The following is a 14,012-nucleotide window of genomic DNA, read 5'->3' on the forward strand; positions in this document are numbered from 1 at the left end:
CACCCGCTCCCCGGCCGGCGCCGCGGACGAGGCACGGGTGATGACCCTGCCGGGAACCCCGGGCTTCGTCCTCGCCTGCGCCTGGCGCCGCCGCCCGCCGGCGGAGCCGGACGACGGGCCGACGACGGTGACGGCGTACGACGCGCGCGGCCGCGTGATGGCGACCTTCGAAGACCCCTTCTGGCCCCCGGGCGTCATCGGCGTCGTCGGCGTCATCCGCTGGTCAGCCGCTCAATCGCCTTGAGGACCCGCCCCGCGCCGTCCTCGGTCGCCATGTGGCGCGCGGCTTCGGCGGCGGCTCGGGTGTACGCCTGCTGCTTCACGACGCGGTCGAGCGCGTCCGCGAGCCGTTCGGCGGTGAGGTACCGGAAGGGGATCGGGTCGGTGGCGGCGCCGAGGGCGGCGAGCCGGCCCGCCCAGAACGGCTGGTCGGCCGTCACCGGCACGGTGACCGCGGGCACTCCGGCCCGCAACGCGGCGGCCGAGGTGCCGGCCCCGGCGTGGTGGACCACCGCGGCCAGCCGGGGGAACAGCAGGGCGTGCGGCACGTCCCCGATGGTCAGGACGTCGTCGGTGTCGGCGTCGGCCGCGAGCCCGGCACTGCCGGCCTGGAGGATGCCGCGCAGCCCGGCCCGACGCAGGGCTTGTACGGCGATCTCGCTGAGCCGTGCGCCGTCCCCGGGCGCCATGCTCCCGAAGCCGACGAGGACGGGCCGGGGCCCGGCGGACAGGAAGTCCTCCACCACCGCGGGCAGCCGTTCCGCCGCATCGTGGTGGGGCCACCAGGTGCCCACGACCTCCAGGCCGGGACGCCAGTCGGAGGGGCGTGGCACCAGGGCCGTGCTGAAGCCGTGCAGCACGGGCCAGTTCGCCTGCTCCTGTCGCCGGCGGACCTCGGAAGGGGAGGCCGGGGGCAGCTGGAGGCGGTGGCGCAGCTTCGCGGCCGCCTCCGCGTAGAGGCGGTCGGCCATGCGGAGGGCGAAGCGCCCGGCGGCGCGGTTGCCGCGGCGGCCCAGGGAGCGCAGACCCGTGACGACGGGCGGGAAATCGCCGGTCGGCGCGGTGGGCTGGAGGTACACACCCAGGCTCGGGGTGCCCGTGGCCTCGGTGAGATGCCAGCCGAGCGGGGCGGTGGTGGGCGACAGCAGCAGCAGTTCCGTGCCGTCGTCCACCGCGTCGGCGAACCCCTGCCCCAGTTCCGTGACGAACGCGGCCGCGGCCCGCATGAGTTCCCGCCCGCCCGTGACACCGCCGCGGACCCGAGGGTCGGCGGGGAGGCTGCGGAAGTCCAGCCCGGCGCCGTGCACGAGCGGCGCGAAGGTGTCCGTGGTGGCCAGGGCGACGTCGTGTCCGGCGCGGCGCAGTTCCGCGCCCAGACCGGTGTAGGGCGCGACGTCTCCACGCGATCCGGCCGCGGCGATCAGGATTCTCAACGGTCCTCCCCGGATGCGGTACGGCCGTCCCCGTGCCGGGCCGCGTTGGCGTGGATCGCCCGGCACGTATAGGCGGCCAGCCCCGGGCGCTGCTGTGACGGCGGCACGACCAGGGCGAAGGCGCGCGGGTCGGCGACGAAGTCGTCCGCGATGCGCCGGTGCATGTCGGGCGGGCAGCGGGTGAACCAGCGCGAGATGTGCAGGCGGTGCTCCTCGGCGAGGTCCATGGCCCGCTCGCCGTCGCCGGGCTCCCCGTCGTCGAAGGCCGCGAGCAGCTCCGCGCGCCAGGCGGACGCCTCGCTCATGAGCTGCCGCCAGTCCTCCTTGGTGTGGGCGGCCGCGCGCGTCATCGACGCGCGCCGGCCCTCCGAGTCCGCCCACTTCAGCTCGGCCTCGGTGGCGTAGCTCAGGTCGAAGGTGATCTCGCCGAAGACCTCGAAGCGTTCCTGCGGGGTCAGGGACACCCCGGTCCGCTGCACCTCGATGGCTCGTTCCGCCACCTCGGCCAGCCGGTGCAGCCTGGCGATCTCCGCACTCAGCTGCCGCTGCCTGGCCCGCAGCTGGTCCACGGCGTTCGTCTCCGGATCGTGGAGGATCGCGGCGATCTCCTCGAGGGAGAAGCCGAGTTCGCGGTAGAAGAGGATCTGCTGGAGCCGGGCCAGGTCGGCGTCGCTGTAGAGCCGGTAGCCGGCGTGGCTGCGCTCACTGGGCGAGAGCAGTCCCGCCTTGTCGTAGTGGTGCAGCGTACGCACCGTCACCCCGGCGAACGCCGACACCTGCCCCACGGAGTAGCTCATCCATCAGCCCTTTCGTCGGCCTACAGCCTCAGGCCTGACGTAAGGGGAGGGTCAACCGCGCTCGCGTGTTCAGGCGGAGGCGGAGCTGGAACTCGAGCCGGAGCTGGTGCCGGAGCCGGCCGCCGATCGGCCGGCTGCGCGGCGGTACTCGGCGTTGATGCGCTGCGCTTCCTCGAGCTGGTCCTCGAGGATGACGATGCGGCACGCGGCCTCGATCGGGGTGCCCTGGTCGACCAGTTCGCGGGCGCGCGCGGCGATCCGGAGTTGGTAGCGGGAGTACCGGCGGTGTCCTCCCGCCGAGCGGAGCGGAGTGATCAGACGAGCCTCCCCGATGGCCCGGAGGAAGGCCGGGGTGGTCCCGAGCATCTCGGCCGCCCGGCCCATCGTGTACGCGGGATAGTCGTCGTCGTCCAGGCGATCATTCAGGGGGTTGTCCGATGTCATGTCACCTCGCTGTGTAACGCGTCGAGGGGCCCTGGTGCCGTACGGCACCAGGGCCCCGAAGGAAATTGAACACCATCTGTCGGCCCTACTGCGGTGCCGACCTTCTATGTCCGCTTCCCGGCCCAGCAGGGCGGAGCGGGGGATCGCAGCTGCGTGACCGGGGACCACCATCCAATCCGGGGTCTTGCGGTACCCGGCCGAGAGCTACCCGGGCCGGGCGATCCTGATGGCGTCTGCTCCTCCATTCGGCTCTCGTTCGACCTTCTCTACGAGAAGAACCATACCCACGACGACACCGAAAAGCTATCCCGGCAAGAGTAGATTTCACTCTCGTGGAGGAGAAGGAAACCTGCCGTGATCGACCCTCACCGGGCGTGAACGCGGATGGACCGCATAAGCTCTGCTGACATGTCGAACCCTGATGAGCTGCTCGTCGCCATCTCCGCCGCTGTGGAGTCCGAGCGAAGCAATCAGATGTCCCTGACCGTGATCGTCGGCGGTGCCGTCATCACCGGCCGGCTGGCCCCGGAGGCCGTGTGGCGGGAGCGGGTGGCGGAGGTCCTGAAGGACTCGGACCGTCTCGGCCCGTTCGCGGACGTCTTCGCCCGCGAACCGCGAGGCAACCGGCCCGGCCGCGACGAGGCGCCCACGCATCTGCACTTCCATCTCGCCCGGATCCTCCAGGGCAGCCTCGGAATCCCGGAGACGGGGGGCATGTACCGCGTTGCGATCAAGGACGTCAGCGCGTGGACCGTGGGAGATCTCGTCCACTTCGACCGGTGAGGCGCCGGCCGGCCCGGGGCCGGATCAGTGGGCCGGCGGGTTGACGGCAGCGGTGGTGACGCCCTCGTGTAGCCGGGGTCGTCGGTGGGCAGGAGCGGGCGGCGCGCATCAGCCGTCACGTCGAGTGTGTGCGTGAGCGGGGTGCCGTCGAGGACGCCGAGCGCCTGCCCCCACCCAGGCCTGGCTGTGCTCCACGACGACACCGGGCCATCGCCCGGCACGCAACCGATCTGCTACCTGGAGAAGGCCGCCCAGCGGCAGATCGAACGGGACAGCTTGCATGAGCCGATCGCGGACTTCGCCAAGGTGCCCGGACCGGCCGATCCCGAGGCCGTGGCGGCCAGGCGTGCCCGGCTGGCCGGTGGCGCTTCACATGCCGGGACAGCCGCGTGAGCGGTGCCCTGGTCCTGGACGGCGAAGGTCTGGCGACTGACACGCCCCCCGCGATCACACCTTGGTCGACCGCAGCCTTCCCCTCGTGCGGGCACGCTGTAGGCAGAGGTCGGCGCTGAGCCTCCCCCGGGCCGGGTGTGGCGAAGGCCACAGGAACTCGTGCGCGTGCGGAGTGAGTAACGAGTGTGAGGCATACAGAACCAGGAGAGTCGTTGCGTGCGCGCATACGGGCAGGGGACCGTGCGGCGTTCGCCGGCCTGTACGACGAGTACGCGCGGGCGGTCTACAACCATGCCCTGAGGCTGACAGGCAACTGGTCAGAGGCCGAGGAAGCCATGTCCGAGACCTTCCTCGCTGCTTGGCGTACCCGGGAGGCAGTGGAGCCCGAGGGCGGTTCGCTCAAACCCTGGCTGCTCGGCATCGCCACGCACAAGGCACACAACGCCAACCGTGGTCTGCGCCGTCGGCTTTCCTTCCTGGCCCGTCAGCCGCCCCCACCTCCGGTCGAGGACTTCGCGGACGAGACAGCAGGTCGGATCGACGACGCGCGCCGCCTCGCGGCGGTCCACGAAGCACTTCGCCGACTTCGGCGCCAGGACAGGGAGGTGTTCGCCCTGTGCGTTGCGGCCGGGCTGGACTATCGGCAGGCCGCCGAGGCCCTCGGCATCCCGGTCGGCACCGTGCGTTCGCGGCTGTCGCGAGCCCGGGCGCGACTGGCCCGGCTCAGCTCCGGTCAACCCGGCCGCGGAAAGGCGGAACCGCGGAGCCCTCGCGGAGAGATGGAGAGTGAGGCCGCGTTCGCGGCCCTGTTTCTGCAGGAGGACACCCCATGAACGCCGACAACCTGCACCACGCCGGTTCGCCCCGGAGTGAGGCCGAGGAGCTGCTGGCGGCTCCCACCGAATGGGACCTCTCGCCGAGCAGTCATCTCCATTACAAGGAAGTTCTGATGCAGCAGATCGACCGCGACCTCACTTCCTCCGCGCAGGCGTGCCCGGCACCGCGCATCCGCCGACTGCGGCGCCCGGCACTGGTGTTGCCCATCGCTTCGATGGCGCTGGCCGGGGCGCTCGTCATCACGTTCTCCGGTGGTGGTCACGACTCCTCTCCGGCGGCCGGAGCCAACACCGGGGCCGCCAAGGTGAACAGTGCGTCCGTCACCCTCGACCGGATCGCTGCCGCGGCCATGGAAACCGATGCGACACCGGTGAAGGACAACCAGTTCGTCTACGTGAAGACCCTGGTCCGCGAGAACACGGGCACCTTCAACGGCCCTGTGCGGCTCGGCGCCCTGCACACGCGGGAGTCCTGGACGTCGCAAAGCCCCCGCCCCGTCACCAGGACGGGCTGGCTCCGAGAGACCGGGAAGGACGCCGTGATGCCGGGCGAGGAGATCCCCGTCGAATCCACCGTTCCCGTGCCGGCGGGCATCGACCGCCCCACGCACAAGTGGCTGGCCTCGCTGCCCACCGACCCCGACGCCCTGCTCAAGCTGCTCTACGCCCAGACCTCGGCGAAGAAGGGTACGTCGAAGGACCAGGCCGTCTTCGGGACGATCGGCAGCCTGCTCAGCTCGACGATCATGCCGCCCGCGAATGCCTCCGCCCTCTACAAGGCGGTCGAGCGGATACCCGGTGTGACCGTGATCCCCGACGCCGTCGACGCCGCCGGCCGTCACGGCATCGGCGTCACGCGCGAGGACGCCTCCGCGACACGCGACGAGTGGATCTTCGACAAGGCCACACTCGCCTACCTCGGCTCGCGCTCGTACATCACGCATGACAAGGCCAAGGGCATCACGACCGACACGCTGTACGGCACCGACGCTGTCATGAAGCGTGCAGTCGTGGACCAGCACGGCAAGACACCCCGCCCCGCACCGGTCAAGACCGACAGCTGAGGTTCTCGGACACCGAGATCTTCCCGAAGCCGGTGACGCTGCGGCGATCGACCTCGCCGGCCAGGGAGCGGGGACTACCGTGGCCGCCGAGTTCGCTGATCTCGCTGTCCGGGATCAGCGAGGATCGGGTCTCAGACGCGCGGCCGGCTTCGAGGTGTCCAGCTCTGTAGAGCAGTTGCATCCCCGGCTCTGTCCACGCTCCCCTCGCAGCACTGCCCGAAGCCACCGCCGGAGCGAGCTACGGAGTGACAGAGGTGATGAAAACTTCGTAGAAGTCGATGGTCGCGGCGTCGTCGCCGACGTGACCGTTGTTCCTGACGACGATGTCGAGGAAGTGGCTCGTCGTAGGTGTAGGAGAGTCGCTCTGACTCCGCGTGGCCAGCTGTGTCACCTCGGCAAACACGGGCCTTCCCGAGCCTGAGCCTGCCTGGACAGTGGCCGTGATCGCGGCGCCGCCGAGAAGATCATCCGGGCCTACGCTGAAAAAGACCGTCCCGTCGGGCGGAATGGACTGTGGTTCTGGGCGGACCGAAAAGCATGTGACGTTGGCCATGATCGTTCTCCGTCCTGTGGTCGGAATCTGCTCGCTGGCCTGGAGCCACGCGGGCGCCACGCCCAGCTCCAGGATCGGGTCACAGCCAGGCAGGTGCCACTCGACGTAGTGGTCCGAAGAGCTCATGAGGCGGACGGGGTCAGCAACTCCCGCACGGACCACTGGAACGAACCCGTGGGCGCTCCAGTCCCAGCCGCGCACCGAGCATGACGACTGCCGGTGGAGCGGACGCACGCTTTCCAACTGTGCTGGTGGGGCAGCGCAGGACGTGCAGGGGCGTTCACCTGCGTTCATTGGCGGGTCGATGCCGAGCCGGGATCGGCTCCACGTCTCGGCTGACCGCCGTTGAACCGGGCTGAACGAGACGGAAATCTGGCTGGACTGACGGGCCCTCAACTGCGGTGGGGCCTCAGCTTGGGAAGCGTGGGTTTTCTGGGGCAGTTGCTGACTGACCTGCGGCGAAGCGGTGTTGGATTCAGATCGCACCCGTGGCCACTCCCCGCTGTTTCCCGTGGTGCCCGCACGATCTGGCACGCGCATGGCACGACCCGTTCGCCCCGAAGAACCCCTGAGCGGAAGCTCAGTCTTGGAGGTTCGAGTCCTCAGCCGACGACGTTGGCCACGACGGCGGGTGGGCGGCTGTGGTTGCGGTGGTTGCTGTACTCCCCTGCTGTACAGCAACCGTGGTTGTGGCTGCGCGCTCCGGCTGGCCTCCGAGTGGTCAGGCCGTGGGGGCGTCGTCCTCGGCCGGTTCGTCCTGAGTCGTCAGGCCGGCCACCCACAAGGGCATCAGCCAGTGCACTGCGAGGACAGCGATGAATGCAGGCGCGGCGTACGTCGTCGGGGCATGACCGATTGTCGCGCCCGTGATCAACAGGCCGACGGCGGTTGCGGCGAGGAGCAGGGTCATCATGCGGTGGGCGTAGGCCTGCACCCGAGCGCGTTCGGCCAGTTGCCGTTCGTCCAGTGCTCGTCCGCGCAGTTCGAGCAGGCCACGGGTCGCCGCATTGATCGCCCCGGTCGCGACCATCCACGGCAGCAGCAGCACCAGCATGACGATGACGGCCCAGATCGGTTTGCCCTCCGTGAGCAAGCTGTAGGCCATGAGAGCGCCGATGGCTGCGGTCAGTACCAGGTGCGCGGCCACGACCGAGCGGCGCCGGGCGGCCGTGGCGTACAGGGGCCGGCCTCGGCGATCGTTCATCAGCCGCAGCATGCTGCGGTCGTAGCGCGTGAGCGGCGTCGTGGTCATGACGTTTTCCTCCCGTAGACCTCATCCGTGAGCGGCCGGAACGGGTCGAGTGAGAACAGTGCCTCCACCGGCAGCTCGAAGAACCTCGCGATCTTCAGTGCCAGGTCGAGGCTCGGGTTGTACTGCCCCCGCTCGATGTAGCCGATGGTCTGGTAGTGCGCTCCCACCGCTTCAGCCAGGCTCTGCCGCGACACCTTCCGCTCGGCGCGAACCACGGCCAGCCTGTTGTGTACCTGCTCGCTCATGTATAAGAACTACTACAGGTTGAGAGAGGGTTGCAACACTCGCATGGCTGATCGGCTCCTATGAACCCCGCTGGCCCAAGGCAGGCGGCGGCGCCACTGACGGGGGGGGACTCTGTGGTGCACCTTGTGGTGCGGAACTGGCACGCCTGTGGCATGAGCCCACCTGTCGCGCCGCACAACAAACAAGGCCCAGGTCTCTGACCTGGGCCTTAATCACAGAGCGGGTGACGAGAATCGAACTCGCGCTCTCAGCTTGGGAAGCTGATGTTCTACCATTAAACTACACCCGCGTAAGTACGGAACCGGTCCCCGGAGGGGTCGGTGTCCGACGCTCGCTCACTGTACCTCATCGCAGGCCCCTGGTGCTCGACCCCCGGGGGCCTGAGGGTGTTTCAGCGGGGGGATCCGGCTGCGGGGGACCGGAGTTGGGGCGTACGGTGGGGGGCTGGTGGCGGGTCCGGGTGGGGGTCGGAGTGCCGCCTGGAGAGTCCTCTCTTTGATCCCGTAATGTGGCTTTTGTCGTCGGGTCGGTACGCCCGACGAGGCTCTTGGGGAAGGGACTTAAGGGACTTGATGGAACGCACCGTCGTCCGCTGTGCGGATGGGCACGTCTTCAGCACCGCTTCGTTCCCGATGCAGCAGGCCGAGCGGCTCGGCCCCGGCCGGCTCATGAGGTGTCCCCGGTGCGCCCGGCTCCGCAGTGCGGTGCCGGTCGTCCTGGTGAAGAGGTAGCCGAAGAGGTAGCCGAAGAGGTAGCCGGAGAGACAGCTGCGGCTGCACGGAAGGTCACGTGCCGGGCGCGCGGAGTCGTCACGATTGTCACGGCTCCGCGCGCCTTGCGTATCCTCGCTACGTGCTTCTCTCAGACAAGGACATCCGGGCCGAGATCGACGCCGGGCGGGTACGGATCGATCCCTATGACGAATCCATGGTGCAGCCGTCGAGCATCGACGTACGGCTGGACCGCTACTTCCGGGTGTTCGAGAACCACCGGTACCCGCACATCGACCCCTCGGTCGAGCAGCCCGACCTGACGCGGCTGGTGGAGCCGGAGGGCGACGAGCCGTTCATCCTGCATCCCGGTGAGTTCGTGCTCGCGTCGACGTACGAGGTCATCAGCCTGCCGGACGATCTCGCGTCACGGCTGGAGGGCAAGAGCTCGCTCGGGCGGCTCGGGCTGGTCACCCACTCCACCGCCGGGTTCATCGACCCCGGCTTCAGCGGCCATGTCACCTTGGAGCTGTCCAACCTCGCCACCCTGCCGATCAAGCTGTGGCCCGGTATGAAGATCGGGCAGCTGTGCATGTTCCGGCTCAGCTCGCCGGCCGAGTTCCCGTACGGCAGCGAGCGGTACGGCTCCCGGTACCAGGGCCAGCGCGGACCGACCGCCTCTCGGTCCTACGTCAATTTCCATCGGACCCAGGTGTGAGGGCCACAGCGACATGAGTGAAGTGCGCGAGAATCTGACGTACGAGGGGTTCGGCGCCGCCGTCCGCGAGCTGGCACAGACCATCGCCGACGACGGGTACGAGCCGGACATCGTGCTCAGCATCGCCCGGGGTGGCGTGTTCGTCGCGGGCGGGCTCGCCTACGCCCTGGACTGCAAGAACATCCACCTGGTGAACGTCGAGTTCTACACCGGCGTGGGGACGACCCTGGAGATGCCGGTCATGCTGGCTCCGGTCCCCAACGTCATCGACTTCTCCGACAAGAAGGTGCTGATCACCGACGACGTCGCCGACACCGGCAAGACGCTGAAGCTGGTGCGTGACTTCTGCCTCGACACCGTCGCCGAGGTGCGCTCCGCGGTGATCTATGAGAAGTCCCACTCCCTCGTGAAGTGCGAGTACGTCTGGAAGCGCACCGACGAGTGGATCAACTTCCCGTGGAGCGTCGAGCCGCCCGTGGTGAAGCGGGCCGGGCAGGTTCTCGACGCCTGAGTGTTCCGGACGTGTGAGAGGGCCCCCGGCGGTGACGCCGGGGGCCCTCTCGCATGCCACCTGGACTAGAACGTGCCCAGCTTCACGATCGACAGCAGCGCGATCAGCTGGATCGCGGACGCGCCCAGCGCCTTCGGCCAGGGCAGGTCGTGGGAGCGGGAGACCATCATGGTCAGCAGGGCGCCCGCGCCGATCCAGGTGGCCCAGCCGAGCACCTGGACGAAGCCGGCGTCGCCGCCGAAGAACATGGCCACGATCAGGCGGGGCGCGTCCGTGAGGGACGCGATCAGCATGGAGAGGCCCACCGTGGGCTGCCAGGCGCCGTCACCGCCGAGCTGGCGGGCCAGCGTGTGGGTGACCACGCCCAGGATGAACATGCTCAGCACCATCACGACCGCCGTGATCAGCACGATCGGCACCGCGTTGGACAGCGTCGCGTTGATCGCGTCCTGGCGGGCGTTGTCGAAGCCGAAGACGGCGAGCAGGCCGTAGAGGAAGGTGACGATGAGGGCCGGGGTCCACATCGTGTAGTCCCGCATCCGCAGGAAGGTCGGGTCGGGGGCGGTGACGATCCCCTTCAGCAGGTCCTTCCAGTGCAGCGGCGGGCCCAGCGGGGCCGCGGGCGCGGCGGCCGAGCCGGCCTGGTAGGTCGCGCCCTGCGTGTAGCCGGCGGCCTCGTCGATCGAGAAGGCCTGGGTGTGACCCGGGCTGTCGGCCGCGTAGGGGTCCGGGCCCGGTGCGCCCGCCGACCCGTTCGGGTAGCCCCCGGGGTCGGCGTCGCCGAAGTACTCCGGGCCGTCGCCGGCCTGGTACCCGTACCCGCCGTTGTGACTGCCGTGGCCACCGCGACCGCCGCCCTGGGCGCCGTAACCGTACGGCTGCTGGTGCGGCGGCTGGGGTGCCGACGGGTAGCCGTACGACGGCCCCGAGGGCTGCCCGTGCGGTGGGCCCTGCCGGCCGTACGACGGTCCCTGCGGCGCCTGTTGTCCCTGGGGGGTGCGGTTGTCCCGGCCCCCGCCTCCGATCCTGAATCCAGCCACGTCATCGAACGTACCTGGTCCCGGGGGACGACGTGCCGGGCCCGGCGGTCCGGGGCCGGGTTTGCGGCCGACCTGTGACATCCCCTAAGGGGCCGACGCCGGTCCCTTAAGGGCCGCAGGCCCGGCCCGCTGAGGGTGCGTCAGGCTGCGCACGGCGTACGGTTCCTCGCCGCCGAGTCCAGGTCGGCCTGGCCGATATCCGCCCTCTGATCCATGCGGCGGCGTGGCGGGAGTGACCCCGAGCCTGTGCCGGGGCCGGGTCTGGGCCAGGATGGGCGCATGAGCGTAGTGAAGATCAACGTGTTGACCGTGCCCGCCGAGCAGCGGGAGGTGCTGGAGAAGCGGTTCGCCTCGCGGGCCCACGCGGTGGAGAGCTCCGACGGGTTCGAGTGGTTCGAGCTGCTGCGCCCGGTCGAGGGCACCGACCAGTACCTCGTCTACACCCGCTGGCGCGACGAGGAGTCCTTCCAGGCCTGGATGGAGGGGCCGATGAAGGCCGCGCACCAGGGCGGCGGCGAGGGCGCCGAGCGGCCCAAGCCGGCCGCCTCCGGGTCCACCCTGTGGTCCTTCGAGGTCGTCCAGCAGGCCGCGCCGAAGAGCGAGTGAGAGGGCGGCCGTAATCGGCAGCCTTAATCGGCGGTCGTAGTCGGCAGCCTTAATCGGCGGCCGTAGCCGGCTGCCATAGCGGCAGACGCGACGGCGCCCCCTGCCTGTGCGGGTCAGGGGGCGCCGTACGTCTGTCGGACCGGTGGTCACCTCACCGGCGCGGGGTTACTTCACCGGCTCCGGCTCCGGCTCGCTCTCCTGCTCCGCCTCGCCCGCCGGGTCGACCGGCGTCCTGACGGAGTCCAGCAGCAGCTGGGCGACGTCCACGACCTGGATGGACTCCTTCGCCGTACCGTCGTTCTTCTTGCCGTTGACCGAGTCGGTCAGCATGACCAGGCAGAACGGGCAGGCGGTGGAGACGATGTCCGGGTTGAGGGAGAGGGCCTCGTCGACGCGCTCGTTGTTGATGCGCTTGCCGATCCGCTCCTCCATCCACATCCGGGCGCCGCCGGCGCCGCAGCAGAAGCCGCGCTCCTTGTGGCGGTGCATCTCCTCGTTGCGCAGGCCCGGGACCTTGCCGATGATCTCGCGCGGAGGCGTGTAGATCTTGTTGTGGCGGCCCAGGTAGCAGGGGTCGTGGTAGGTGATGATGCCCTCGACCGGGGTGACCGGGATCAGCTTGCCCTCGTCCACCAGGTGCTGGAGCAGCTGGGTGTGGTGGATGACCTCGTAGTCGCCGCCGAGCTGCGGGTACTCGTTGCCGAGCGTGTTGAGGCAGTGCGGGCAGGTGGCGACGATCTTCTTCGCCGACTTCGGCTTCCTGGACTCCGCGGTGACCTTGCCCTCGTCGTCCAGCTCCTCGCCGAACGCCGTGTTCAGGGCCATCACGTTCTCCATGCCGAGCTCCTGGAACAGGGGCTCGTTGCCCAGGCGGCGGGCGGAGTCACCGGTGCACTTCTCGTCGCCGCCCATGATCGCGAACTTGACGCCCGCGATGTGCAGCAGCTCGGCGAAGGCCTTCGTGGTCTTCTTGGCGCGGTCCTCCAGGGCGCCGGCGCAGCCGACCCAGTACAGGTACTCGACCTCGGACAGGTCCTCGATGTCCTTGCCGACCACCGGGACCTCGAAGTCGACCTCCTTGGTCCACTCCAGGCGCTGCTTCTTGGCCAGGCCCCAGGGGTTGCCCTTCTTCTCCAGGTTCTTGAGCATGGTGCCCGCCTCGGAGGGGAAGGCGCTCTCGATCATGACCTGGTAGCGGCGCATGTCGACGATGTGGTCGACGTGCTCGATGTCCACCGGGCACTGCTCGACACAGGCGCCGCAGGTGGTGCAGGACCACAGCACGTCCGGGTCGATGACGCCGTTCTCCTCGGCGGTGCCGATCAGCGGGCGCTCGGCCTCGGCCAGGGCGGCCGCGGGGACGTCCTTCAGGGCCTCCTCGGACGCCTTCTCCTCGCCCTCCACGGTCTTGCCGCCGCCGGCCAGCAGGTACGGCGCCTTGGCGTGCGCGTGGTCCCGCAGGGACATGATCAGCAGCTTCGGGGAGAGCGGCTTGCCGGTGTTCCACGCCGGGCACTGCGACTGGCAGCGGCCGCACTCGGTGCAGGTGGAGAAGTCCAGCAGGCCCTTCCAGGAGAAGTGCTCGATCTGGGAGACGCCGAAGACGTCGTCCTCGCCCGGGTCCTCGAAGTTGATCGGCTTGCCGCCCGAGGTCATCGGCAGCAGCTCGCCCAGCGAGGTGGAACCGTCGGCGTTCCGCTTGAACCAGATGTTCGGGAAGGCCAGGAACCGGTGCCAGGCGACACCCATGTCCGTCTTCAGGGCGACCGTGATCATCCAGATGAAGGAGGTCGCGATCTTCAGGCCGGCGAAGAAGTAGGTGAGGTTCTGGAGCGTGCCGACGCTCAGACCCTTCAGCGCCACGACGACCGGGTACGAGATGAAGAACGAGGCCTCGTAGCCGTCCACGTGGTGCTGGGCGCCCTCCAGGGCGTGCAGCATGAAGATGCAGACGCCGACGATGAGGATGACGGCCTCGACGAAGTACGCCTGGCCGAAGTTCGAGCCGGCGAAGCGGGACTTGCGCCCGGGGGTGCGCGGGTGGCTCAGCTGGCGGATCACGATCAGGACGAGGATGCCGACGACCGTCATCGTGCCGATGAACTCGACGTAGATGTTGTACGGCGCCCACTCGCCGAGGACCGGCAGGATCCAGTCCGCCTTGAACAGCTGTCCGATCGCGTTGACGATCGTCAGCAGCAGGGTGAAGAAGCCCACCGCCACGAACCAGTGCGCCACACCGACGACGCCCCAGCGGTTCATCCGGGTGTGGCCGAGGAACTCCTTGGCCACCGTGACGGTGCGCTGGGCGGGATCGTCGGTCCTGGTCCCGGCCGGGACCGGCTGGCCGAGCCGCATGAAGTTGAAGATCTGTAGGAGGGCGCGGCCGAACAGTGCCACGCCGACCACGATCAGGACCAGCGACACGATGATCGCGGCGAGTTGCATTGGGGCTCCTGAAGCGGCCTGAACTATCGGGGAACTATCGGTGCTGTCGGGCGGACATTACTAAGCGGTAACTTAGGTAGTCCGTTTGAGACTACCCCCATCTTCCTTCGGGATGCAGTAGAGCGCGGAGTGATCTGGGTCGCCGCGCTCCAATCGGATCGTGTTATTCATCCCGATT

Annotated in this window: 16 protein-coding genes and 1 tRNA gene; 8 read left to right on the plus strand and 9 right to left on the minus strand. The window is 69.1% G+C overall.

Going from position 1 to position 14,012, the window contains the following annotated elements; translation table 11 throughout:
* Positions 1-40 precede the first annotated feature (40 nt).
* A complete protein-coding gene (locus ACZ5CZ_RS35475) occupies positions 41-244 on the plus strand; it encodes a hypothetical protein (RefSeq protein ID WP_468948812.1) in 204 nt (67 codons plus the stop codon).
* On the opposite strand, the gene ACZ5CZ_RS35480 is transcribed toward ACZ5CZ_RS35475, so the two are convergent.
* The 3 genes from ACZ5CZ_RS35480 to ACZ5CZ_RS35490 all read right to left on the minus strand — a co-directional run bounded on the left by ACZ5CZ_RS35480 (position 213) and on the right by ACZ5CZ_RS35490 (position 2,674).
* The gene (locus tag ACZ5CZ_RS35480) at positions 213-1,433 is read right to left on the minus strand and encodes a glycosyltransferase (protein ID WP_468948814.1); all 1,221 of its coding nucleotides are present in this window, start codon (positions 1,431-1,433) and stop codon (positions 213-215) included. The genes ACZ5CZ_RS35475 and ACZ5CZ_RS35480 overlap by 32 nt on opposite strands.
* On the minus strand, positions 1,430-2,230 hold the full coding sequence (locus ACZ5CZ_RS35485; RefSeq protein ID WP_468948816.1) for a MerR family transcriptional regulator: 801 nt from the start codon (positions 2,228-2,230) through the stop codon (positions 1,430-1,432). The genes ACZ5CZ_RS35480 and ACZ5CZ_RS35485 overlap by 4 nt, the downstream gene beginning before the upstream one ends.
* Positions 2,231-2,299: 69 nt before the next feature.
* Entirely contained in the window at positions 2,300-2,674 is a 375-nt protein-coding gene (locus tag ACZ5CZ_RS35490) for a MerR family transcriptional regulator (RefSeq protein WP_468948818.1), read from the minus strand.
* Between the two features lie 408 nt (positions 2,675-3,082).
* Here ACZ5CZ_RS35490 and ACZ5CZ_RS35495 point away from each other — a divergent pair, with 408 nt between their 5' ends.
* The 4 genes from ACZ5CZ_RS35495 to ACZ5CZ_RS35510 all read left to right on the plus strand — a co-directional run bounded on the left by ACZ5CZ_RS35495 (position 3,083) and on the right by ACZ5CZ_RS35510 (position 5,750).
* A complete protein-coding gene (locus tag ACZ5CZ_RS35495; protein ID WP_385841729.1) occupies positions 3,083-3,457 on the plus strand; it encodes a hypothetical protein in 375 nt (124 codons plus the stop codon).
* Positions 3,458-3,643: 186 nt separating this feature from the next.
* Positions 3,644-3,850 (plus strand): hypothetical protein, encoded by a 207-nt coding sequence (locus ACZ5CZ_RS35500; RefSeq protein ID WP_468948820.1) that lies wholly within the window; start codon positions 3,644-3,646, stop codon positions 3,848-3,850.
* A gap of 212 nt (positions 3,851-4,062) precedes the next feature.
* Positions 4,063-4,683, plus strand: a complete 621-nt coding sequence (locus ACZ5CZ_RS35505; protein WP_385841731.1) for an RNA polymerase sigma factor — start codon at positions 4,063-4,065, stop codon at positions 4,681-4,683.
* Positions 4,680-5,750, plus strand: coding sequence for a CU044_5270 family protein (locus ACZ5CZ_RS35510; protein ID WP_468948822.1), 1,071 nt, complete (start codon positions 4,680-4,682; stop codon positions 5,748-5,750). Before ACZ5CZ_RS35505 ends, ACZ5CZ_RS35510 begins: the two co-directional genes overlap by 4 nt.
* Before the next feature lie 238 nt (positions 5,751-5,988).
* Here the strand turns inward: ACZ5CZ_RS35510 and ACZ5CZ_RS35515 are convergent, their stop codons facing one another.
* The 4 genes from ACZ5CZ_RS35515 to ACZ5CZ_RS35530 all read right to left on the minus strand — a co-directional run bounded on the left by ACZ5CZ_RS35515 (position 5,989) and on the right by ACZ5CZ_RS35530 (position 8,090).
* Positions 5,989-6,429, minus strand: a complete 441-nt coding sequence (locus tag ACZ5CZ_RS35515; RefSeq protein WP_468948824.1) for a hypothetical protein — start codon at positions 6,427-6,429, stop codon at positions 5,989-5,991.
* 595 nt (positions 6,430-7,024) lie between these two features.
* Positions 7,025-7,555 carry a hypothetical protein gene (locus ACZ5CZ_RS35520; RefSeq protein ID WP_468948826.1) on the minus strand — a complete coding sequence of 177 codons (531 nt, stop codon included), beginning with the start codon at positions 7,553-7,555 and terminating at the stop codon, positions 7,025-7,027.
* Positions 7,552-7,800: a helix-turn-helix transcriptional regulator gene (locus ACZ5CZ_RS35525; protein ID WP_468948828.1), complete on the minus strand. Its 249-nt coding sequence runs from the start codon at positions 7,798-7,800 to the stop codon at positions 7,552-7,554. Before ACZ5CZ_RS35525 ends, ACZ5CZ_RS35520 begins: the two co-directional genes overlap by 4 nt.
* Positions 7,801-8,019: 219 nt before the next feature.
* Positions 8,020-8,090 (minus strand) — tRNA-Gly (locus ACZ5CZ_RS35530).
* Between the two features lie 563 nt (positions 8,091-8,653).
* Between ACZ5CZ_RS35530 and dcd the strand changes: the two genes are divergently transcribed.
* Together dcd and ACZ5CZ_RS35540 are read left to right on the plus strand one after the other, a co-directional pair.
* Positions 8,654-9,229, plus strand: coding sequence for a dCTP deaminase (gene dcd, locus ACZ5CZ_RS35535; RefSeq protein ID WP_362111351.1), 576 nt, complete (start codon positions 8,654-8,656; stop codon positions 9,227-9,229).
* Positions 9,230-9,242: 13 nt separating this feature from the next.
* Entirely contained in the window at positions 9,243-9,740 is a 498-nt protein-coding gene (locus ACZ5CZ_RS35540; protein ID WP_385841738.1) for a phosphoribosyltransferase, read from the plus strand.
* A gap of 65 nt (positions 9,741-9,805) precedes the next feature.
* On the opposite strand, the gene ACZ5CZ_RS35545 is transcribed toward ACZ5CZ_RS35540, so the two are convergent.
* Positions 9,806-10,861, minus strand: coding sequence for a Yip1 family protein (locus tag ACZ5CZ_RS35545; protein WP_385841739.1), 1,056 nt, complete (start codon positions 10,859-10,861; stop codon positions 9,806-9,808).
* Positions 10,862-11,059: 198 nt separating this feature from the next.
* Between ACZ5CZ_RS35545 and ACZ5CZ_RS35550 the strand changes: the two genes are divergently transcribed.
* Complete coding sequence (locus ACZ5CZ_RS35550; RefSeq protein ID WP_385841740.1) at positions 11,060-11,386, plus strand: antibiotic biosynthesis monooxygenase family protein; 327 nt, start codon at positions 11,060-11,062, stop codon at positions 11,384-11,386.
* Positions 11,387-11,551: 165 nt separating this feature from the next.
* Here the strand turns inward: ACZ5CZ_RS35550 and ACZ5CZ_RS35555 are convergent, their stop codons facing one another.
* Positions 11,552-13,834: a (Fe-S)-binding protein gene (locus ACZ5CZ_RS35555; protein WP_468948832.1), complete on the minus strand. Its 2,283-nt coding sequence runs from the start codon at positions 13,832-13,834 to the stop codon at positions 11,552-11,554.
* Positions 13,835-14,012: the final 178 nt, after the last annotated feature.

It is taken from the genome of Streptomyces sp. NPDC031418 (assembly GCF_055581605.1).